We start from the raw sequence: 23,467 nt of genomic DNA, 5'->3' as shown, positions 1-23,467 counted from the left end.
AAATATAAAGTATGAAAAGATTTATAATACTGCTTTCAGTGATGACATTTTCATTAGTGTCATGTGAGTTAGAACGTAATCCATACGATGAAATAGCAATAGATGATTTGTTTAGTGATCCAGGTTCTGTTCGCGCTATTACCGTTGGTAATTACTCTGCTTTAAAAGGTGATGTTGGCTATGATGGATGGGTTGATGATTTGCATAGAATTTCAGAATATTCAGGGGACAATGTGACCCTTAGTGGAGGTACAACAGATCATTTGTTTTTCCTGTATAATTACCAAGCCATTCCTACCAATAGTAGAGTAGCTAGGTTTTGGAGAAACTCCTATAAAATTATTGTAGGAGCAAATACCGTTATAGAGCAAGTTGCAGAAGGAGAGTCTGTGGAGACCGATAACCAACTAGGGGAAAACTATTATTTGAGAGGCTTAGTGTTTTTTCAAATGGGAAATGTGTTTGGTAGACCATATAATCAAGGTGGAGGAAATTTATCAATCCCACTTAAGTTAACTTCAGATGTGGAGGATACTCCAGATAGGCACACAGTACAAGAAGTTTACGATCAGGTTATTAGTGATTTATTAAAGGCAGAAAGTTTAATGACCATAAACCAAGGTGCTTCCTATGCATCTAAAGAGGCAGCTCAAGCCTTATTGTCAAGGGTGTACTTGTATATGGAGAACAATGAAAAAGCTGAAGAATATGCCAATAAGGTTATTAACTCAGGTCAATATAGTTTATTGGCTAATAGCGATTTTAAGGTAATGAATACGCTTATTCCTAGTAATAATGAAGAGGCAATTTTTGCGGTTACGTTAAGTAGTGATTCAGATTTGCTAGGGCAGTGGGATGATTGGTATACTATTGGGTCTTTTTATGCTAATGTTGAAGGATCTGGATGGGGAGAAATGTACGCGTCTAGAACCTATTTAGATTTAATAAATCAAAATCCAGGTGATGCGCGTGGTGCATTTATAGATCCACAATATTTAGATGATGGAAATGGTGGTAAAATACCAGCAGTATATTGGGTAGATTCTAATTATGCCTATCAGTTTGCAAGAACAACAGATAATGGAGGTACAATTACCTTTGATTATGATGGTAATAATTACACTTTAGAATCAGAAGACGTAAATGGTAAAACCGTTTATTATTTTGATGGGCCAAACGGTCGCCAAGATGTTATCTATGATTTTGATATGGAAAAGCGAAATGGCCACCCCAAGTTTTATATCTTAAAATGTTCTTTACAGGAAGACGATTTACACATGTGGTCGCCTATGGTTTCACGTTTGGCGGAAATGTATCTAAACAAAGCAGAGTCTTTAGCTAAAAGAGGGCAAGATCAACCAGCATTGGATGCTATAAATATACTTAGGGCTCGAGCAGGGGTTCCTGAATATACACTAGCTAATTTACCTAGTGGCATGAGTGTATTGGACGTTGTTTTACAAGAGCGTAGGTTGGAATTGGCCTATGAGGGGCACAGACGATATGATGTTTATAGAAATGGACGGACTATGAATCGTCGCTACCCGGGTAGACACTTATCGGGTGCTAACCCATTTTTAGAGATACCGGCTACACATCCTCGAGTAATCGAATTTATTCCGGAACAGCAAATAATATTGCAACCAAGTTTAATTCAAAACGATTAATCAAGCGAAAATAAAAATGAAAACATTTATAAAAATAAAACGGCCTATTATTGTTTTTTACTTAGTAGGTTTAGTAGCAATGATATTCTCATGTAATGAAGAATTAGTTTATCCTAACCCTGATATTAAATTACCTCCAGTACCTTTAGATGCAAGTAACTGGGAGGTAATAGACTACACGAGTCAAGAGGATCAAGATGGGGAAGGAGCAAATAATGGTAGGGTATGGAATACTTTTGACCGTAACCCAGATACTTTTTGGCATTCCTGCTGGAATGGATGTACTGCAGTACCACCACATTATTTTGTTATTGATATGAAAACGTCCCAACAAATTGGAGGGTTTAATTTTATCCAAAGAACTTCAGGGACAAGAAATATTGAGATCTGTGAAATAGAAATAAGTGAAGATAATGCTACCTGGACGTCTTTAGGGCAGTTTGAATTAGAAAAATCCAGTACAGGAGCTGTTCAAAATAAACCCCTAGAAGAAGCTGTAACAGCAAGATATTTTAAATTTAAAGTAGTTAAAGTTTTTGATGGCACAAATAATGCTGCATTAGCTGAAATTTCACCTTACTTTTAGTATGCTTAGATTTAAATAATGTAATAGAAATAATTGATTAAAGAGGCTGTCTGAAAAGAAATCATTATGTCACGTTGAGTACAAAATAAATATTAAATCATTGATAATAAACAATGTATATTAGTTTTGCTTAGCTTGATAATTATTGAATAGTGAATTTCAGATAGCCTTTTCTTTTTTTAGTAAGTATGAACTTAATAATGGTGTTACGTTTACAAGCAAAACCCTATATGTAGGCTAGCATAATAACTTCAAGCGATTATTAATAGAAGTTTGCACACAAAATAGTTGAGTTAAATATGTCATTTTAAAATTTCCCAATGTTGAATAAATATAAATTACTTTTACTAATAGTTCTATCAGTTTCTTGTAAGAAGACTATTGATAAGTTAGAAACTTCTCAACTTTTCACTAAGATTCCAGCTAGTATTTCGGGCGTAACTTTTGAAAATAAAATATTAGAGTCAGAACAACTTCACTACTATAAGTACTTATACATTTATATTGGAGGTGGTGTGGCAGCTGCCGATTTTAATAATGATGGTCTAGAAGATCTATTCTTTACGTCTAACATTTATCACAACAAACTTTTTTTAAACAAAGGGAATTTTCAGTTTGAGGATATTACCATTAAAGCAGGAATAAAGAAAAGGCCTGGATTTGATGTAGGAACTTCCGTCGTCGATGTTAACAATGATGGCTTTTTAGATATTTATATAAACCGAGCTGGTTGGTATAATGGTGATGAAAAGTTGGCAAATATGCTATATATTAATAATGGTGACCTCACCTTTACCGAAAAAGCGCAAGACTATGGTTTGGCAGATACTAATAGATCTATAGCATCTACGTTCTTCGATTACGATAAAGACGGAGATTTGGATGTTTATATTGCCAATGCACCTTCAGGTTTTGCATTATCCGATAAGATTATTGATTTGGATAAAATAAAAAATAGCCAGGAAACAAATTCTTTTAAAGGTACAGACAAACTCTATAATAATGATGGTAATGGTCATTTTACGGATGTTTCATTACAAGCAGGTATTATGCCCGATTTAGGATTTGGGCTTAATGCACAAGTAGGAGACCTCAATAATGATGGGTGGCCAGATATTTATGTAAGTAACGATTTTATAACCCCAGACTTTGCCTATATAAACAATGGAGACGGAACCTTTTCTGAGAAAAGAGATTCTTTATTCAAACACATGTCTTATTATAGTATGGGAAGTGATATTGCAGATATTAATAATGATGGATTTTCAGATCTAATGGTATTGGATATGAGTCCAGAAGATTATGTGCGTTCAAAGACTACTATGTCTATGATGTCAATTGATAGATTTTGGGAAATGATAAACATGGGGTATCACTACCAGTACATGCATAATGTCATGCAGGTAAATAATGGCAACGGTACCTTTAGTGAAGTGGCTAATATGTCTGGACTGGCTAAAACCGATTGGAGTTGGGCGGCCCTTATTGCTGATTTTGATCTGGATGGATTAAATGATATCTATGTTACCAATGGTATTTATAGAGATGTAGTGGATCGGGATACCAATATTGCAATAAATAAGTATATAAACACAAACAAAGAAAATCTAAAAGAGAAGGATTTTTATGAGTTCACCCAAAAATTGCCACAGCAAAAGCTAACAAACTACTTATTTAAAAATAAAGGCGGTTTTAAGTTTGATGATGTTTCATCTGAGTGGGCCGATGAAAAACCCACCTTTTCTAATGGTGCTGTGTATGTAGACTTAGACAACGATGGCGACTTAGATATTGTTACCAATAATTTAGATGAAAATGCGACTATTCTAAGAAATAATGCCAGAGCCATTAATACCAACAATTATTTACAATTGGTATTTAAAGGGCCCAAAACCAATGCCTATGGTGTTGGATCAACCGTAAAGATCTATCAGGATAATGGAGAGGTATTGACCAGACAGCTTTTTAATGCAAGAGGCTATTTGTCGTCAGTATCAAATAAGTTACATTTTGGACTGGGGCAAACCACAACTGTACCTAAAGTTGAAATTATCTGGGGAGATGGAAAAACACAAACACTAAATAATGTAGCGACCAATCAGCTTTTAAGTATAGATTATGCTGAAAGTATTGAAAAACAAAATTCAGAAAGTAATATAGCAACAAATCATACGCTATTTGAAGAGAAACAAACAGATTTAGTTCATGTCGATCTGGATTTTAATGATTTTGACAAGCAGGTATTATTACCCCACAAACTATCGCAAACAGGGCCTTGTGTTGCTGTAAAGGATCTTAATCAAGACGGATTGGATGATGTCTTTATTGGAGGTGGCCATAATCAAGAGGCCCAATTGCTTATGGGTAATAAAGATGGTGGTTTTACATCTGTTACCGTCGAGGATTTTGTCAAAGATAAATCCTTTGAAGATATAAGTGCCAGTTTCTTTGATGCCGATAACGATGGTGATGCCGATTTGTATGTGGTGAGTGGAAGCTATGAATTTGATGAAGATTCACCGTTGCTTCAGGATAGGTTATACATTAATAACGGCAGAAATGATTTCAAACGCTCAACATCAAAATTACCTGAAATTAAAACATCCGGTTCTATTGTGGTGACATCAGACTATGATCAAGATGGTGATATAGATGTATTTGTGGGAGGAAGGGTGATTCCTGGTAAATATCCTTATGCACCCGAGAGCTATTTGTTAATCAATGAAAATGGAACCTTTGTAAATAAAACAAAAGAACAGGCGCCAGAATTGGAGCATATTGGAATGGTAACGAGTGCGCAATGGAGCGATATTGATAATGATGATGATCTCGATTTGATCGTTACCGGAGAATGGATGGGCATTGAAGTTTTTGTTAACAATAAAGGAGAATTGTCTAAAGATGATACATATAAAAACCTGTCCGATACCAAAGGCTGGTGGAATACCATCTTAGTTCAAGATATCGATAATGATGGAGACCAGGATATTGTGGCAGGTAATCTAGGGCTTAACTATAAGTTTCATGCTTCAAAAGAAAAACCGTTTCATGTTTATACCAAGGACTATGATGGTAATGGTACAGAAGATATCATGCTCGCTAAATATTATAACGATAAACAAGTGCCCGTAAGAGGTAAAGGTTGCACTGCGCAGCAAATGCCTTATTTAAAGGAAAGAATAACCTCTTATAACGAATTTGCAAACAGGGATATAGCAGGTATTATAGGCGATAATTTTTCGGAATCATTGCACTACGAAGTTGTTGAATTCCAATCTGGAATATTCTTGAATCAAGGGGATAAAGGTTTTGTGTTTTCTGCATTTCCAATAGAAGCCCAAATAGCACCAATTAATAGTATCATATTCGATGATTTTGATGGCGATGCTATTAAAGACCTATTAATGGCGGGGAATAATTACCAATCGGAAGTAGAGACCACACGAGCAGATGCAGGAACAGGGGCATTTTTAAAAGGTCTGTCTGGTGGAGCATTCAAATATATAAACAATAGGGAAACAGGTTTTTATGCCGATGGTGATGTACGAGCCATAAACAAACTGAATACAACTAATGGAGGTGAAGTTTTGGTGGTAAATAATAACGATTTCCACCAAATATTTAAAATATCCAAAGACAGAAAGTTAGATTAACTCTACCCATCGTGTATTTTGAATCAAAGCAGTAATAATATGTCAGTCAGTTCGAGTGTGCCGACGTTTACTGTCGGTATGTATCGAGAACTATTTTTAAGACTAAAATTCTGTCGACTTGTACAAAGGGTTGAGTCTGCTATGTGATATTGTTTAAATAAAAAAACCGCTTTTTTATGATGTTGCTTTAAAGGTTTAATTGTCCTATTATAAAGCGGTTATGAATAAACGTAGAGGCGAAAATTATTTCAAAAAATGTTAAAATATTACTGTTTGGAATAGTACTTCGCATCTTTATAACTGTATTATAAGTAGATACTTAAACCATTTATTAACTATAAAACTAAACTAAAACTATGAAAACAATCAAATTAGTACTATTAGTATGTTTTTCTACTTTGTTGTGTAATTACTCATGCAGTAAAGATGAAGCTACAAGCGGGGATCAAGCAATAGTAGAAGCCGAAGCCAAGGGAGGGCCATCTACTAATAATTTATCCATTTCGGTACCCTGTGAAGGAAACAGTTGGGTGGTCGACAATCCAACAGCCACTTCAAATATAGTAGTGTCGGGAGGTATTAAAAATTGGACAAGTTCAAGCGACAAGATCAGAACTTATTTTTATGCCAAATCAACTGGTAGTATAGAACTTGGGCTTCAAGCAAAATTTTCGGGAAATACCACATTAAAGGTTACTTTCGATGGCGTTTCCCAACAACAAACATTTTCGAGTTCCAATAACTTTAAAAAGCATTATATAGGCTCAGTTACGATCAACCAAACTGGCTATTACTATGTAGAACTGGAAGGGGTTTCTACCAGTGGAAGCTCTTTTGGGGAGATATCCAATGTGTTACTGGGAGATAGCTCTTGGTCGGCTAACATTACCTATGTCGATTCAGATTGGTTTTATTGGGGGAGACGAGGACCTTCCTGTCATTTAGGTTATGATGAACCTGCTAATAAAGATATTACCTGGTTTTACAATGAGTTAACCGTGCCGGTAGGAATGGATCCTGTAGGATCATATTTTATGGCAGATGGTTTTTCGGGAGGTTATTTCGGCATGCAGGTTAACAGCGAGACCGAAAGACGTATTTTGTTCTCGGTATGGAGTGCTTACGATACCCAAGACCCTAACCAAATACCTGAAGAATATACAGTAATTCCTTTGGGTTATGGCGATGGAGTGACTGTAGGGGAGTTTGGAGGCGAAGGCTCTGGTGCCCAGAGTTATTTGGTTTATCCGTGGGTTGCCGGAAACACCTATAAGTTTTTGTTGAAGGGTGAATCGAATGCTAGTAATACTACTGATTATACAGCCTATTTCTATGCCCCAGAGGTTGGAGATTGGAAATTGATAGCCAGCTTTAGAAGGCCATACCCTGCAGCCCCACACCTAACAGATTTACATTCCTTTATAGAGAACTTCAATACGACTATGGGTGACGAAACCAGACGTGTGGATTTTACCAATCAATGGGCGTATGATACTCAAGGCAATTGGAATGAAATGACAACGGCTACGTATACTGTGGATGGTACTGCAAGTAGCGGTGTTAGATTTGATTATGATGGAGGTGTAAGTAGCACTAATTCAAGCAGCTTTTATTTAAAAAACTGTGGCTTCTTTAGCGATAACCAAGTACCTTATTCTTCACATACTAGAACAGCTAGTGGCGTTGCACCAAATATAAACTTTGCACAGTTAGAGGTGCCTACACTTCCAGCAGAACCAACTTTATTGAGCAGAACAGGATGGTCTGTTATCGATTATAGTACCCAAGAAGATAGTGGAGGTGAAGGATCAACAGGACGGGCAGCCGATGTATTGGATGGCGATGTGAATACCTACTGGCACTCATGTTGGTCTGGTTGTACGGCCACACCACCACACCATATTACTGTAGATGCTGGTTCATCGATTACCGCAAGCGGCTTTCGATTTGTACAAAGACAAAGCCTTAGTAGGGCCGTAAAGGACGTTGAAATTCAGGTAAGTACCGATAATTCAAGCTGGCAGAGTCTAGGTGATTTCGTTTTAGGTAATTCGTCGGCACCACAAGATATTAATTTGTCTTCTGCAACGACATTCAGGTATTTCAAATTTATAGCCAAGTCGGCTCACGATGGCACCAATAATGCAGCCATGGCCGAAATTTATGCCTATACTACCGAGTAGTATTACCCTATAGTTATCTTTTAAACAAGTAGGTTGTCTGGAACATTTTCCAAGGCAACCTATTTTTTTTGTGGTAAAGCTATATGCTGCTCTACCAAAAAAGTAAGCGTTAGGGTTTTATTAAAACAATGTTAAAACCCATTTGGTAATAAAGAGGGGTGTTTATATTTTTTGTACTTTAGAAAGCAAACTTCTAATACACTTAGCTATGCCAACTTTCACTTTAAAAATTAATGGTAACAAACATACTGTTGAAGCAGATATGGATACGCCTTTATTATGGATTTTAAGGGATCATTTAGATCTTTTGGGAACAAAATATGGTTGTGGTATTGGGCAATGTGGCGCATGTACAGTTCATGTTAACGGAAATGCAGTTCGTAGTTGCTTGCTCCAGGTATCACAGGCTGAAGGCATGAAAATCACAACTATAGAAGGCCTTTCTGAAGATGCAGACCATCCAGTACAAAAAGCATGGCTAGAACACGATGTTTATCAATGTGGGTACTGCCAGAGCGGACAAATTATGAGCGCAGCTGCCTTGTTAGAGAACAATCCAAACCCTTCAGATGAAGATATTGATGCAGCCATGAATGGAAACATTTGCAGATGTGGAACCTATGTAAGAATAAAACAAGCTATTAAAACAGCATCTAAACTTTAAATCCAGGAATCATGACCAAAATAAAAACACAATACAACCGTCGTTCTTTCTTGAAGATATCCGCCGCAGCAGGTGGTGGGATGCTTATAGGCTTTAGTTGGTTTACAGGATGCACTTCAGATAAAAAAATAAAGGAAACAGTAGCCATTCCTAAGGAGTGGTTTGAAATCAATGGCTACATAAAGATTGGGGATACCGGTATGGTAACCATATATTCTCCCAATCCAGAGATCGGTCAGAATGTAAGAACCTCAATGCCTATGATTGTAGCCGAAGAACTGGATGTGGATTGGAATAATGTAGTTGTGGAGCAGGCACCATTGAATACAGGGATATATCAAAATCAATTTGCAGGAGGTAGTTTATCCATCCGATTGAGTTGGAATGCCCTTAGAATGGCGGGCGCCACCGGAAGAAGGATGTTATTGGAGGCAGCTGCCAAAGAATGGGGTGTAGCAGTTTCAGATTTAAGTGTGGCTAAAGGCATTATTAAAGAGATAAATGGAGAACGAAGCATTGGTTATGGCGCTATTGCCTCTAAAGCCGTAGGTATTGAAATTCCTGAGGAAGTTGAGCTTAAGGATATCCATGATTTTGAATTAATAGGGACCAGTAAAAAGAATGTTGAAGGCGAAAAAATTGTAACCGGAAAACCCATGTACGGGCTGGACTTTAAAAGAGAAGGCATGCAATTGGCCATGATACAGCATCCACCAGCATTCGGCATGAAGTTGAAGGATTTCAATGAAGAAGAAATTAAAGCGATGCCCGGAGTGAAAGATGCCTTTACTATTGATATTACAGTTGAAGACCCAGCGTGGTGTGATGAAAAAGGCTTTCTACAACTTATAGCCCTAGTAGGAGATTCCACATGGCAATTAATGAAAGCCAAAAAAGCCATTAAGGCCAATTGGGAAAAGGCTTCAGAATTGGAAAATTCAGAAATGCATACCAACCTATTGGAAACCGCATTGGTTTCTGGAACAGTTAAGGATAGTAGAAAAGATGGCGATCCAGATGATGCTTTTAGTAAAGCAGTTAAAGTGATTGAGCGGAGCTATAGTTCACCGTTTCTACCACACAATACCTTGGAACCGATGAACTTTTTTGCAAATGTTACCGATAGTTCTGCGGAACTTATAGGACCTACACAAACGCCTGAAGCACTGGAAACCTCTGTTTCTAAATTGCTGGGTTTGCCAATAGAAGATATTACGGTGAATATGACCCGTATAGGAGGAGGCTTTGGTAGAAGGTTATATGTGCATTTTGGAGTAGAGGCTGCAGCCATATCCAAAAAAATAGGAGCACCTGTTAAGATTATATACACTAGGGAAGACGATATGACCCAAGGAACCTATAGGCCAGCTTACCAGTTGGTTTATAAAGCAGGTTTGGATGAAAGCAATAACCTAGTTGCCTTTAGTGTGAAAGGCGCTGGTTTACCAGAAGGATCAGTATTTAAAGACCGTTTTCCAGCAGGAACGGTCGATAATTATTTAGCTGAAAATATCAATGTGGAAACCAATGTAACAACAGGGGCATGGCGGGCTCCTAGATCACATTTTACGGCAGGGGCCGAACAAGCCTTTTTGGATGAGGTCGCGGAATTAGCAGGAAAGGATCCCATAGATTTCCGTTTAGAATTATTCGATCGAGCCATTAATAAACCTGTTGGAGAAAAGAACGAATATGAACCCGAACGGTATGCTGGGGTTTTGAAATTAGTTAAGGAAAAATCAAATTGGGGAGAAACCAAACCAGGTATATATCGCGGTGTGGCCGCTTATTTCTGCCATCATTCTTATGTTGCCCAAGTGGTTGATGTAGCTATGGAAAATGGAAAACCAAAAGTTAAAAAAGTTTGGTGTGCGGTCGACTGTGGTATCGTTATCAATCCAGATGGTGCTGAAAATATCATACAGGGTGGTGTAATAGATGGTATAGGCCATGCAATGTACAGTCAGTTGACCTTTGAGAATGGTACTCCTAATGAAACTAATTTTGATAGGTATCAACTTATTCGTCATTCGCAAGCTCCAGAAGCTATTGAAGTATACTTTGTTGATAGCGATGTAGATCCAACTGGTTTAGGTGAACCAGGGCTGCCACCCGTAGTGGGTGCTTTGGCAAACGCTATATATCAGGCGACAGGACAACGACTTTACAAACAACCATTTGCAAATAATATGGCAATGGAAAAAGTGGTTGGATAATACTGCTATGACACACGAATTCAAGAATATAGTAGAGCAAGCCCTATCGGCGAAGCAAAGCGGTGTTGCATCGGTTTTAGCTTCGGTAGTCGCATTGGATGGTTCGTCCTATCGTAGACCTGGTGTTAGAATGTTGGTCTTGGAAAATGGCACTATGGTTGGAGCTGTAAGCGGTGGTTGTGTGGAAAAAGAAGTGCAGTTGCAATCGCAGTCGGTTTTTAAAACCGGAACTTCAAAAATCATGACTTACGATGGACGCTACCGTTTAGGTTGCGAAGGGATATTATATATTTTATTGGAACTATTCGATCCAGGTAATACATTCTATAAGGCGTTTTCTAATTGTATAGACAACAGATTTTCGTTTGAAATCCTTTCCTATTTTGAAAAAAAAGAGGGATCTAACAAGGGCTTGGGCTCTTATGTGAAAATAGAAGATGCCATATTTTCAATTTCAAACCCTTCTTTGGATTACGACACCAATACACTTTCTGTTTTTAGGCAACCTATGCCGCCGCGTTTTAAGTTAATGATTATTGGTGCAGAGCACGATGCGGTGAAATTATGCCAGTATGCCGCATTGACTGGTTGGGAAGTTGTAATCGTAGCAGGGGTAAAAGAGCAAAAATCAATAGCAAACTTTTCGGGGGCCCATGCTTTTATTTGTAGTACACCAGAACAGTTAGAAGTAGATAAAATTGATGGTCAAACAGCGATAGTGCTTATGACCCATAATTTTGCCAATGATCTGCGATACTTAGTGGCTCTTAAAAATACGACACCGGCTTATATTGGTTTATTGGGGCCTTCGAAGCGAAGGGACGATATGTTAAACCAGTTTATGGAATATTGCCCCGAAATCGACGATGCTTTTTTAGATTCTATCCATGGCCCTGCAGGATTAAATATAGGGTCGGAAACTCCAGAGGAAATTGCGGTTTCTATTGTTTCAGAGATTTTAGCTTTTACTCGAAATCATGAGCCCATATCATTAAGTAAGAAGATAGGCAAAATCCATACTAAAAAGACAATCTAATGTTGTCTACTGAATCGTCAAATATTGCTTTAGTTATTTTAGCAGCAGGAGCTTCAACCAGAATGGGAACTCCCAAACAACTCTTACAGTGGGGGGAATATAGTTTGATTCTTCATACGATAAAGACCGCCTTAAAGACCAAATCCAAAGAAATTATTGTTGTTTTAGGAGCAAACTATGCCATTATAAAGAAAGAAATAGAGCATTTACCAATAACAATTTTAGATCATAAGCAATGGGCACAGGGTTTAGCGTCTTCAATAGCTTTCGCTTCAAATTATGTAAAGCAACAAACCATAAAGCCAGATGGTCTGTTAATTACCCTAGCAGATCAGCCATTGGTATCTTCTGAATACCTCAATACTTTGATTTCAAATTTTTCAACAGGCAAGAAACAAATCATTGCAACATTTTATCAAAATGGAACACAAGGGGTGCCCGTCCTGTTCGATGCTAGCTATTTAGTGCAATTATCACAGTTAAAAGGTGACTTAGGAGCAAAGGCTCTATTGAAAAAGAATCAGGTCTTTGTTAAAATCTTAAACTGTGCATTTAAGAATGTTGACTTGGACACCTTAGAAGATTACAAAAACTTACATACCCAGAATTTTAAATAGTCGTAGCCAGAGTAAGCTAAGGAAATCACGAAAACCTTTAAGTAGTGTAATTTATTAATTATACATCTTAAAATCAGGTTGTTATGTTTTTTGTGGTATTGAGTTCTTCTGACTGAATAAAGCATATCGAATAAAAATAAGGGATCTCTTCTTAAATTTGAATCAACATTATTTTTATAGACATTGTATTATTTAGGATTAGATATAGGTAGTTCCAGTATAAAAGCAGCTTTAGTAGAAGCAGCATCAGGAAGGAGCATAGGCGTTGTTCAAGAGCCAAAAGAAGAAATGGATATGCAGGCCCTAAAAAGTGGATGGGCGGAGCAAGAACCAGATGATTGGTGGCTACATAGTTGTAATGCCATAAAACGTTTAAAAGCGCAATACAATATATCCAGTGACCAAATTAAGGGCATTGGGATCTCGTATCAAATGCATGGGTTGGTTGTTGTTGATAAACAGGGGGTTCCGCTAAGAAAAAGTATCATTTGGTGTGATAGCCGGGCGGTTGGAATTGGTAATGAGGCATTCTCTGGTATAGGAGATGAAAACTGTACATCCAATTTGTTAAACTCACCAGCAAATTTTACGGCTTCAAAATTAAAATGGGTAAAAGATAATGAGCCACAGCTATATGAGCGTATACATAAGTTCATGTTGCCCGGGGATTATATCGCATATAAATTATCCAATACTATAAATACTACCATATCTGGTTTGTCTGAAGGTATTTTTTGGGATTTTAACAAACATGATATCGCCCAATTTTTACTCGATTACTATGGTATTGAAAGGGCATTGATCCCAGATGTTGTTGAAACTTTTGGGTTACAAGCAATGGTTGATAAGAAAGGGGCTGAGGAAAGTGGTTTAGCCAAGGGAACACCTATATACTACAGAGCGGGCGATCAACCAAACAATGCATTATCACTAAATGTGTTCAACCCTGGAGAAGTAGCGGCAACAGGAGGCACTTCGGGCGTTTTATATGCCGTGACCGATAGCATGTCTGTAAAAGAAAGTTCTCGTGTCAACAATTTTGCACATGTTAATTATACAAAACGAACTGAGCTTCGTATAGGTAAATTATTGTGCATTAATGGGGCAGGTATCCAATACCGTTGGTTATTGAACAATTTAGCTGTTAGCTCTTATGAAGAGATGAACCAGTTGGCTTCAGATATAGCTGTAGGATCAGAGGGCGTTTGCTTAATACCTTTTGGAAATGGAGCCGAACGCATGTTGAATAATAAAGAAATAGGCACACGAATAATTCATTTGAACTTAAATAAGCATCATAAAGGGCACCTATGTAGGGCCGCTTTGGAAGGCATTGCGTTTTCGTTCGTCTATGGCATGGAATTATTAAAGTCAGATGGTATAAAAGCAAAGGTTATACGTGCTGGAAATGATAATTTATTCCGCTCAGGGATATTTGCAAATACAGTAGCCACATTAATAGACCAAGACATAGAAATATACAATACCACCGGAGCTATTGGTGCTGCTCGGGCAGTAGAGCTGCATAAGGGCGACTTTGAAAGTTTTGGAAAAGTGATCATGGATAATGATCACGTTATGACCTTTAAACCTCTAAGCAATAAGGAGCCGTACTTAAAAGCTTATAAAAATTGGAAACAGGAACTTGAACTTATATTGAACAAAGTTTAATCATAAAATAAATAATAAATATAGATGGCAATAATAGGAAACACAGAGTATTTTAAAGGTATTTCAGAGATACAATACGAAGGAAGGGAGTCAGATAATCCCCTGGCATTTAAATATTACAATCCAGACCAAGTGGTAGCGGGTAAGACCATGCGAGAGCATTTTAAATTTGCAGTGGCCTATTGGCATACCTTCTGCGGACAGGGAGCCGATCCTTTTGGACCAGGAACCCAAAACTTTAAATGGGACCAATCTACAGACCCTATACAGGCGGCGAAGGATAAAGCCGACGCAGCTTTTGAATTTATAAGTAAAATGGGCTTTGATTATTTCTGTTTCCATGATTATGATTTAGTTGCAGAAGCTTCCTCTTTTTCAGAATCTGAAAAACGATTGGCAACCATAACCGATTATATTAAGGACAAGCAAGCTGCCTCAGGAATAAAATTGCTGTGGGGTACGGCTAATTGCTTTTCCAATCCGAGATATATGAATGGAGCTGCAACCAATCCAGAATTTAATGTCGTGGCCAGAGCGGGCGGGCAGGTAAAACTGGCTTTAGATGCTACCATAAAGCTTAATGGTGAAAACTATGTGTTCTGGGGCGGCCGTGAAGGTTATATGTCTTTGTTGAACACCAATATGGGTAGAGAATTAGATCATATGGCACAATTTTTAACTATGGCTAAAGATTATGCCAGAAGCCAAGGTTTTAAAGGAACGTTTTTCATTGAGCCTAAACCCATGGAGCCTTCTAAGCACCAATATGATTTTGATACGGCTACGGCTATTGGCTTTTTAAAGGAATATGGTTTAGATAAAGACTTTAAGATAAATATAGAAGTTAACCACGCAACATTGGCCCAGCATACTTTTCAACATGAATTGGAAGTCGCGGCAAAAGCCGGTATGTTGGGTAGTATCGACGCCAATAGGGGAGATTACCAAAATGGATGGGATACCGATCAGTTTCCCAATAATATCCAAGAAACAACCGAAGCCATGTTGGTATTCCTTAAGGCAGGCGGACTGCAAGGTGGTGGCGTAAATTTTGATGCCAAAATAAGAAGAAACTCTACCGATATAGACGATGTTTTTCATGCACATATCGGTGGAGCAGATACCTTTGCACGCGCCTTATTGACAGCTAATAAAATTTTAACCTCTTCACCCTATGAAAAATTAAGAGAAGAACGTTATAGTTCGTTCGATTCAGGGAATGGTAAAGCATTTGAAGAGGGCAAACTTGCGCTAACCGATTTGTATAAAATTGCCCAGGAAAATGGAGAATTGCCATTGGTGAGCGGCAAGCAAGAGTTATTTGAAAATATTATAAACCAATACATTTAGTCTTATGAATTCAGTATTAGAAGGTTTAGATTGGGTCGTATTAGGTGCTTATTTTTTGGCTCTAATGGGAGTTGCTGTGTGGGTGATCCTACAGAGGAATAAAAATACCGAAGATTATTTTTTAGCAGGACGAAATGTGGGATGGTTTGTGATAGGAGCTTCTATTTTTGCGTCTAATATAGGCTCGGAACATGTGGTTGGTTTAGCCGGTACAGGAGCCGAGTCGGGTATGCCCATGGCACATTACGAGTTGCACGCTTGGATAGTACTCCTTTTAGGATGGTTGTTTTTGCCATTTTATATTAGAAGTGGAGCTTTTACCATGCCAGAATTCCTGGAAAAACGTTTCGATGCACGTTCCCGTTGGTTTTTATCGGTATTTTCACTTGCGGGGTATGTTGTTACCAAAGTATCGGTAACCATTTATGCTGGCGGTATAGTGGTATCAGAATTACTAGGTATTCCGTTTTGGTATGGTGCCATAGGTATTGTGGTCTTCACAGGAATATATACCATTATAGGCGGCATGAAAGCCGTTATTTATACTGAAACATTACAAACCGTTATCCTTATTGCAGGATCTGTAATTATAACTTATTTAGGGTTACAGGAAGTTGGAGGCTGGGCTGAGTTAAGAACTACGGTTGGTTCGGGACATTTTAATATGTGGCGCCCTATAGACGATCCAGAATTTCCCTGGACAGGGCTATTGTTTGGAGGAACAGTCGTTGGGGTCTGGTATTGGTGTACAGACCAATATATAGTACAACGAACCTTGGCGGCGAATAACATCAAAATTGGTAGAAGAGGTGCCATTTTTGGAGCCTACTTAAAGATATTACCCATTTTTATTTTTTTAATCCCAGGTATAATTGCCTTTGCCTTGGCACAAAAAGGCGTGCTCTCGTACGATAGAGCAGATCAGGTTTTTCCTGTTATGGTTAAAACATTGCTTCCGGTTGGACTAAAAGGTTTAGTAGCTGGAGGTCTAATGGCGGCCCTTATGAGTTCGTTGGCTTCGGTATTTAATTCGTGTTCTACAATTTTTACCATTGATATATACAAGAAATTAAAGCCTAACATGACCGAGAAGCGATTGGTTAGAATAGGTCAAATTGCTACAGCTATTGTGGTAGTATTGGGTATTATATGGATTCCCATTATGGAAAAAATAGGTGGCGGCACACTGTATAAATATTTACAGAGTGTACAGTCTTATATCGCACCACCAATTACAGCTGTTTTTATACTGGGAATAGTATGGAAACGGGTTAATGCCAAAGCTGCAATAGTTACCCTAATGTCTGGATTGGTTGTTGCTGCATTACGTATTACAGCAGAAATAAACATCGATAGTCTAACAGGAGTGGCCCATAGTTTTGCAGCTATCAATTTTGCCCATATGGCTATATTTATGTTTATATTTTCTGTGATTGTTTGCGTTATCGTAAGCTTGGTCTCTGAAGCGCCAAACTATCAAGCCATTAAAGGCTTGGCTTTTGGGACCCTTTCCGAAGAACAAAAACAGGCCAATAAAGCTAGTTTTGATACCATAGACGTTGTATTGTCCATCGTATTGGTTATTGTAGTGGTTACTATACTAACCTACTTTACGGGATAAGGAATTATTTAATAGATTTAGTACTTTCACGCTCAATCAAGCTTGTTTTTACCATTTTGGTTATAAAGGGCTTATTGGGCGTATTGTTTTCAATACGATCAATAAGCATCGATATGGCCGTTTCCCCAATATGTTTCCCATGTTGGCTAATAGCTGAAATAGAAGGGCTGAGGTGTTGTAAAATCTTTCCGTTGGTAAAACATACAATAGAGATGTCTTCGGGGATTTTATATCCCATCTGTTTAACCAGTTTTGTAGTATTAACCGTAGCATCCTCCTCTAGGCAAATGAGGCCATCAATAGTTTTATCGGAAAGCGTAACTTTTAATATCGCATCAAAATCTTCATGATTGCCAATGCGAACAATAAGCCGATCTTCAATAGGCATGTTAAATTCGGTAATTGCTTTTTTATAGCCTTCAACACGAAGCTTGCCAACACTTAAATTATCGATTATGGAGATTAACGCCACACGCTTACAGCCAGATTTAAGTAAGTGATGGGTTGCACTATACGCACTTTCCATATCATTAACAATAACCTTATCGCAAGCAATATTCTCAGTAACCCTATCGAACATGACTATGGGGATTCCTTCGTCCAGCGTATTTTGTAAGTGCGTGAAGTTTTGCTTTATCTGGGTCTCTTCGGCTAAGGAAATGATAAGACCATCCAAATCACCATGTTTTAGTAGCTCAATGGTTTTAACTTCTTTTTCATAAGATTCATTGGAAATACATGATACAAGCTGATAACCATTCTGAGAAGCTATATTTTCAATACCAACAAAAGCCTTAGCAAAAAAACTATTCATAATATTGGGGATAACAACACCAATGGTTTTAGTCTTGGATTTTTTAAGTAAATTAAGGGCTATAGTGTTAGGCTTGTAATGGTGTGCTTTGGCGTACTCCTGTATTTTTTGCTTGGTCGTAACGCTAATGTCATAGCTGTCATTAAGTGCTTTCGACACTGTAGCAATGGAAACGCCAAACGTGGTGGCTATATCCTTTAAAGTAATTTTCTTCTTCATTTTTTAATTTCCCAATATCAATACTCTAATATAGAATATTTATTTGCTCTTTAACAAGTAACTAGGTGTAATATTTATATATAATGTTATAAAAAATACGATATTTGAAATAGAATAAAGTGTTATGGATAAAAAGGCATTAACGCCAGAAGTGTTTAACGATCTAAAAATCAAAGCACCGGCCAAGAACAGTGCGGGTTTTGGTGGTGTTTCTAGTGCCGTTGGGCATGCCAGTAAGTATATGAATATGGTTGATGCCTTAAAGCTTTCCTTTAAAATTAATCAAAAGGGAGGTTTTGATTGCCCAGGTTGTGCATGGCCCGATCCCGATGACGAGCGCTCATCGTTAGGGGAATATTGCGAAAATGGTTTAAAGGCCATAGCCGAAGAAGCCCAAAATAAAACCATAGGCCATGCCTTCTTTGCCAAACATTCGGTAGACGAATTAGCGAGTTGGTCCGATTTTGAATTAGGGAAATCGGGGCGCTTGGCAGAACCTTTATTTCTGGCAGAAGGCGAAAGCCATTATAGGCCCATTTCTTGGGAAGATGCTTTTAGGAAAGTAGCCACACATTTAAACGCACTTAATAATCCTGACGAAGCTGTATTTTACACGTCGGGGAGAACTACCAACGAAGCCGCTTTTCTCTACCAGTTGTTTGTTCGTGAATTTGGCACATCCAATTTACCCGATTGTTCCAATATGTGCCATGAAGCCAGTGGTAAAGCGCTATCTGAAACCTTAGGTATTGGAAAAGGATCTGTAACACTAGACGATCTATATAAGGCGGAGGTAGTTATGGTTATAGGGCAAAACCCCGGAACAAACCATCCTAGAATGCTTTCTGCATTGGAAAAGTGTAAAAATAATGGAGGAAAAATAATAGCTGTCAATCCGTTACCCGAAGCAGGTCTTATCAAATTTACCAATCCGCAAAATCCCATAAAACTATTAACGGGAGGAACGCCAATAGCAGACGTTTTTGTTCCTCTAATGATTAATGGGGACGTCGCTTTTTTTAAATCCATTTTGCTTAAGCTATTGGAAAAAGAAGCAGAAACAGGACGAGTGTTTGATAAAGATTTTATAGATGAGTATACACATGGTTATCATGATTTCATTGTAGATTTAAAAACCTATAATTTCGATGATTGCTTAAAGGCGGCAGGAGTGTCCCAAGCAATTTTTGATGAGGTGTTTGATTTAATCCTTAACAACAACAAGATTATTATCTGTTGGGCCATGGGTTTGACCCAGCACGAAAATGCAGTAGACAATATTAGAGAACTGGTTAACCTTTTATTGTTAAAAGGGAGTATTGGAAAAGAAGGTGCTGGAACATGCCCGGTGCGGGGGCATTCCAATGTACAGGGCGATAGAACCGTAGGTATTTGGGAAGCAGCACCACAAGCCTTTTTAGATAAAATTGAAGCCAAATATGGTTTTAAGCCATCAGCTAAACAAGGTTATTCTGTAATTGATGCCATTAAGGCCATGTATGAAAAGAAAGCCAAGGTATTCTTTGGGGTGGGGGGAAATTTCATTTCAGCAGTACCAGATACGTTATATTCGGCACAAGCACTATCTAACTGTAGTTTAACCGTGCATGTGAGCACAAAATTAAACCGCTCGCATTTGGTAACAGGTAAGGAGGCCCTTATTTTACCATGTCTAGGACGTACCGAAAAGGACTTCCAAAAAACAGGAGAGCAGGTACAGAGTGTAGAAAACTCAATGGGTATTGTTTCATCAACCAAAGGTGTTTTGGAGCCTTGCTCTACGGATTTATTAAGTGAAGTGGCTGTAGTTTGTGGTATAGCGCATGCCACATTAAAAGGACGTTCAAATATAGATTGGTTAAAATATAAAGCAGATTATAATCTGGTACGGGATGATATAGCAGAAGTTGTTTCCGGTTTCGAAGATTATAACAAACGCTTAAAAATACCATCAGGTTTTTATTTGCCCAATGGAGCCCGTATTAGACAGTTTAAGACCCAAACAGGTAAGGCGAATTTCACGTTGAATAAACTGCCCAAATGGATTTTGAAAGACGGTGAATTAATAATGATGACCATTCGTAGCCATGATCAATTCAATACCACTATTTATGGTATGAACGATAGGTATCGCGGCATTTATAATGAAAGGCGAATTATTTTTATGAACCGTAACGATATGAAAGCGCGTCATCTTAAAGATGGGCAAGTTGTTAATTTAAAATCACATTACAAGGGTAAGATCAGAACAGCCAATAATTTTAAAGTGGTAGGGTACGATATTCCCAAAAGTTGCTGTGCGACTTATTTTCCCGAGACCAATGTGTTGGTACCTTTAGAAAGCTTTGCGCATACGGCTAAAACGCCTGCTTCTAAAAGTGTCATTATAACAGTCGAAGCTTCATAAATAGGATTGTGTTGCCTTAATATATGGGTTTGTATTTTCTTAAAAAATATCCCGTTTTTTGAGTTATGAATAAAGAAGCCTAATTCCATTTACGAAATTCCTAATAATTTACTTTTTTACTAAAATTGACACTATTACGTATCAATTAATACGTATATATACTTATTTTTGTTTTATAAATACGTAGATATGAAAAGAGTAATCGTCGTAGGTAATGGTATGGTTGGTTATAAATTCTGTGAGAAGTTTGTAGCACAACCAGATAGTAATGGATTTGAAATATTGGTTTTTGGTGAAGAGCCAAGACCAGCATACGATCGTGTTCATTTAAGTGAATACTTCGAAAATCAAGATGCAGAAGCTTTGGAAATGGCACCGCGTTCCTGGTATGAGTCTCAAGGTATTAAGTTGATAACCAATGAACGGGTTACAGATATCCATAGGGCTTCGAAAAAGGTTACAACCTCTAAGGATCTACATTATAAATACGATTACTTAGTATTAGCTACTGGATCGGCACCTTTTGTTCCTAATATCGATGGAATCGAAAAAAAAGGCGTTTTTGTATATCGAACTATTGAAGACCTTGAAGACATGTTGGCTTATGCTGAAACCTTAAAAACCGATAAGGAAGAAACCATAAAAGCAGCAGTGCTTGGTGGTGGACTTTTAGGACTGGAAGCAGCCAAGGCTGTACTGGATATGGGGTTTGAACCTCATGTAGTAGAGTTTGCTCCAAAGTTAATGCCAAGGCAATTAGATACGCGTGGCAGTAAGGTGTTACAGGAAAAAATAGAATCCTTAGGTATAAAGGTCCACTTGTCTAAGGCCACCAATAAGATTTTGGGCAAGGGAGCTATTACAGGCATGCAGTTTGGCGAGTATGATAAAATAGATGTAGAGATGTTAGTGGTATCTGCTGGTATAAGACCACGTGATGAACTGGGAAAAACATGCCATTTAGAAATGGGAGTTCGAGGGGGTATTGTCGTTAATAATAGGATGCAAACATCAGATCCCGAGATTTATGCCATTGGAGAGGTGGCCTTGTTTAACCAGATGATTTATGGTCTGGTGGCTCCTGGCTATGATATGGCTGAGGTTGCAGTTCAACAAATTTTAGGAAACCCAGATGTTTTGATGGAGGATAATATTGATATGTCTACCAAACTGAAATTGATAGGTGTTGATGTGGCAAGCTATGGCGAACCTTTTATGCCGGTTGAAAAAGGCTATTCTATTGTTTATGAAAATAAGACAAGAAACCTTTATAAGCGTATTAATGTGAGTCATGATGGTAAATCGCTATTGGGAGGTATCTTAGTTGGTGATGCTTCCGATTATAATATGCTTCATCAAATTTATTTAAATGGTCTGCCAATACCCGAAGAAGCAGAAGAATTGATTATTGGAGGACGTGGAGAAGGCGGATCTTCGTTTGGTAGTGTTATGGATATTCCAGATGTCGCTCAAGTGTGTTCATGTGAAAGTGTGACCAAAGGCGACATCTGTTGTTCCATTACCGAAGGAGGCTGTAATAACCTGGGGGATGTTATTGCTAAAACAAAGGCAACCACTGGCTGTGGTGGATGTAAGCCCATGGTGGTCGATTTGGTTAATGAAACCTTGAAATCGCAAGGAAAAGAAGTTAAGGAAACGGTTTGTGAACACTTTGCCTTTAATAGACAGGAATTATATGATCTTATAAAAATTAATAAGGTAAAAGATTACGATGAAGCCTTGAACTTATTTGGCGAAGGCCATGGTTGTGAAACTTGTAAACCGGTAGTGGCGTCTATTTTTGCAAGCATCCATATGGAAACGCCTAACCGTCAGGTAGCGATACAAGATACAAACGATCGCTTTTTAGCCAATATTCAGCGTAACGGTACCTATTCGGTGGTACCAAGGGTTCCTGGTGGAGAGATTACTCCCGACAAATTAATTGTTATTGGAGAGGTCGCTAAAAAATATGACTTATACACAAAAATAACTGGCGGACAGCGTATTGACCTGTTTGGGGCACAATTACATGAATTGCCCCTTATTTGGAAAGATTTAATCGATGCCGGATTTGAAAGCGGGCACGCCTATGGTAAATCACTACGTACCGTAAAAAGTTGTGTGGGATCTACATGGTGCCGCTATGGTATGCATGAGAGTGTGACCTTTGCCATAGAGATAGAAAATAGGTATAGAGGCTTACGATCGCCCCATAAGCTAAAAGGAGGTGTGTCTGGATGCATACGGGAATGTGCCGAGGCTAGAGGTAAGGATTTTGGATTGATTGCCGTTGAAGGCGGATGGAACCTCTATGTATGCGGTAATGGAGGGGCAACCCCAAAACATGCGGTTCTTTTTGCAGAACAACTGGATGACGAAACCGCTATAAAATATTTAGACAGGTTCCTTATGTATTACATACGAACCGCCGGACCTTTGGTAAGAACAGCGCCTTGGTTGGATAAACTGGAAGGCGGTATCGATTATTTGCGTCAAGTAATTATTGAAGATTCACTAGGTATAGCCGAAGAGTTGGAAAAAGAGATGCAGGGATTGATCAATAAATACGAATGCGAATGGAAACAAGCGATTGAAGATCCAAACATGCTTAAACGCTTTAAGCACTTTGTTAACTCTGATGATACAGACGACAATTTAGTGTTTGTGCCAATGCGCGATCAAAAAATGCCTAAGGCCTGGGTTTAATAAAGTTTGAAGTTGAAAAAATGAACTTAGAATTGGGTTTGCGTTAGGGATTGA

At 38.2% G+C, this 23,467-nt stretch carries 14 protein-coding genes; 13 read left to right on the top strand and 1 reads right to left on the bottom strand.

The window, feature by feature from the left end; translation table 11 throughout:
* Positions 1–11: 11 nt before the first annotated feature.
* The 11 genes from MR062_RS15100 (at position 12) to MR062_RS15050 (ending at position 17,264) form a co-directional block, all read left to right on the top strand.
* Positions 12–1,667, top strand: coding sequence for a RagB/SusD family nutrient uptake outer membrane protein (locus MR062_RS15100; RefSeq protein ID WP_242205766.1), 1,656 nt, complete (start codon positions 12–14; stop codon positions 1,665–1,667).
* Positions 1,668–1,683: 16 nt separating this feature from the next.
* Positions 1,684–2,253, top strand: a complete 570-nt coding sequence (locus tag MR062_RS15095) for a discoidin domain-containing protein (protein ID WP_242205764.1) — start codon at positions 1,684–1,686, stop codon at positions 2,251–2,253.
* A 320-nt stretch (positions 2,254–2,573) separates the two neighbouring features.
* On the top strand, positions 2,574–5,906 hold the full coding sequence (locus tag MR062_RS15090; RefSeq protein WP_242205762.1) for a VCBS repeat-containing protein: 3,333 nt from the start codon (positions 2,574–2,576) through the stop codon (positions 5,904–5,906).
* Between the two features lie 356 nt (positions 5,907–6,262).
* The gene (locus tag MR062_RS15085; RefSeq protein WP_242205760.1) at positions 6,263–8,089 is read left to right on the top strand and encodes a DUF3472 domain-containing protein; all 1,827 of its coding nucleotides are present in this window, start codon (positions 6,263–6,265) and stop codon (positions 8,087–8,089) included.
* A gap of 208 nt (positions 8,090–8,297) precedes the next feature.
* Positions 8,298–8,753, top strand: coding sequence for a (2Fe-2S)-binding protein (locus MR062_RS15080; RefSeq protein WP_242205759.1), 456 nt, complete (start codon positions 8,298–8,300; stop codon positions 8,751–8,753).
* Positions 8,754–8,764: 11 nt separating this feature from the next.
* Entirely contained in the window at positions 8,765–10,969 is a 2,205-nt protein-coding gene (locus MR062_RS15075) for a molybdopterin cofactor-binding domain-containing protein (protein WP_242205757.1), read from the top strand.
* Between the two features lie 7 nt (positions 10,970–10,976).
* A complete protein-coding gene (locus MR062_RS15070; protein ID WP_242205755.1) occupies positions 10,977–12,005 on the top strand; it encodes an XdhC family protein in 1,029 nt (342 codons plus the stop codon).
* Complete coding sequence (locus MR062_RS15065) at positions 12,005–12,622, top strand: nucleotidyltransferase family protein (protein ID WP_242205753.1); 618 nt, start codon at positions 12,005–12,007, stop codon at positions 12,620–12,622. Before MR062_RS15070 ends, MR062_RS15065 begins: the two co-directional genes overlap by 1 nt.
* A gap of 183 nt (positions 12,623–12,805) precedes the next feature.
* Complete coding sequence (locus MR062_RS15060) at positions 12,806–14,293, top strand: xylulokinase (RefSeq protein ID WP_242205751.1); 1,488 nt, start codon at positions 12,806–12,808, stop codon at positions 14,291–14,293.
* 24 nt (positions 14,294–14,317) lie between these two features.
* Positions 14,318–15,643 (top strand): xylose isomerase, encoded by a 1,326-nt coding sequence (gene xylA / locus MR062_RS15055; RefSeq protein ID WP_242205749.1) that lies wholly within the window; start codon positions 14,318–14,320, stop codon positions 15,641–15,643.
* A gap of 4 nt (positions 15,644–15,647) precedes the next feature.
* Positions 15,648–17,264, top strand: a complete 1,617-nt coding sequence (locus MR062_RS15050) for a sodium:solute symporter (RefSeq protein ID WP_242205747.1) — start codon at positions 15,648–15,650, stop codon at positions 17,262–17,264.
* Positions 17,265–17,268: 4 nt separating this feature from the next.
* Here the strand turns inward: MR062_RS15050 and MR062_RS15045 are convergent, their stop codons facing one another.
* Entirely contained in the window at positions 17,269–18,297 is a 1,029-nt protein-coding gene (locus tag MR062_RS15045) for a LacI family DNA-binding transcriptional regulator (protein WP_242205745.1), read from the bottom strand.
* Between the two features lie 124 nt (positions 18,298–18,421).
* Here MR062_RS15045 and MR062_RS15040 point away from each other — a divergent pair, with 124 nt between their 5' ends.
* Both MR062_RS15040 and nirB read left to right on the top strand, forming a co-directional pair.
* A complete protein-coding gene (locus MR062_RS15040; protein WP_242205743.1) occupies positions 18,422–20,704 on the top strand; it encodes an FdhF/YdeP family oxidoreductase in 2,283 nt (760 codons plus the stop codon).
* Between the two features lie 189 nt (positions 20,705–20,893).
* Positions 20,894–23,413, top strand: coding sequence for a nitrite reductase large subunit NirB (nirB, locus tag MR062_RS15035; RefSeq protein ID WP_242205741.1), 2,520 nt, complete (start codon positions 20,894–20,896; stop codon positions 23,411–23,413).
* Positions 23,414–23,467: the final 54 nt, after the last annotated feature.

Origin of the sequence: Aestuariivivens insulae (assembly GCF_022662195.1) — a bacterium.
GTDB classification, from domain to species: Bacteria; Bacteroidota; Bacteroidia; order Flavobacteriales; family Flavobacteriaceae; genus Aestuariivivens; species Aestuariivivens insulae.
Note: the sequence above shows the minus strand (reverse complement) of the source record. Positions and strands in the feature narration are given on the sequence as shown.

Excerpts from the sequence above, each read along its gene's own strand:
- MR062_RS15100 (WP_242205766.1), top strand. The coding sequence starts at position 12 with ATGAAAAGATTTATAATACTGCTTTCAGTGATGACATTTTCATTAGTG.
- MR062_RS15095 (WP_242205764.1), top strand. The coding sequence starts at position 1,684 with ATGAAAACATTTATAAAAATAAAACGGCCTATTATTGTTTTTTACTTA.
- MR062_RS15090 (WP_242205762.1), top strand. The coding sequence starts at position 2,574 with ATGTTGAATAAATATAAATTACTTTTACTAATAGTTCTATCAGTTTCT.
- MR062_RS15085 (WP_242205760.1), top strand. The coding sequence starts at position 6,263 with ATGAAAACAATCAAATTAGTACTATTAGTATGTTTTTCTACTTTGTTG.
- MR062_RS15080 (WP_242205759.1), top strand. The coding sequence starts at position 8,298 with ATGCCAACTTTCACTTTAAAAATTAATGGTAACAAACATACTGTTGAA.
- MR062_RS15075 (WP_242205757.1), top strand. The coding sequence starts at position 8,765 with ATGACCAAAATAAAAACACAATACAACCGTCGTTCTTTCTTGAAGATA.
- MR062_RS15070 (WP_242205755.1), top strand. The coding sequence starts at position 10,977 with ATGACACACGAATTCAAGAATATAGTAGAGCAAGCCCTATCGGCGAAG.
- MR062_RS15065 (WP_242205753.1), top strand. The coding sequence starts at position 12,005 with ATGTTGTCTACTGAATCGTCAAATATTGCTTTAGTTATTTTAGCAGCA.
- xylA (WP_242205749.1), top strand. The coding sequence starts at position 14,318 with ATGGCAATAATAGGAAACACAGAGTATTTTAAAGGTATTTCAGAGATA.
- MR062_RS15050 (WP_242205747.1), top strand. The coding sequence starts at position 15,648 with ATGAATTCAGTATTAGAAGGTTTAGATTGGGTCGTATTAGGTGCTTAT.
- MR062_RS15045 (WP_242205745.1), bottom strand. The coding sequence starts at position 18,297 with ATGAAGAAGAAAATTACTTTAAAGGATATAGCCACCACGTTTGGCGTT.
- MR062_RS15040 (WP_242205743.1), top strand. The coding sequence starts at position 18,422 with ATGGATAAAAAGGCATTAACGCCAGAAGTGTTTAACGATCTAAAAATC.
- nirB (WP_242205741.1), top strand. The coding sequence starts at position 20,894 with ATGAAAAGAGTAATCGTCGTAGGTAATGGTATGGTTGGTTATAAATTC.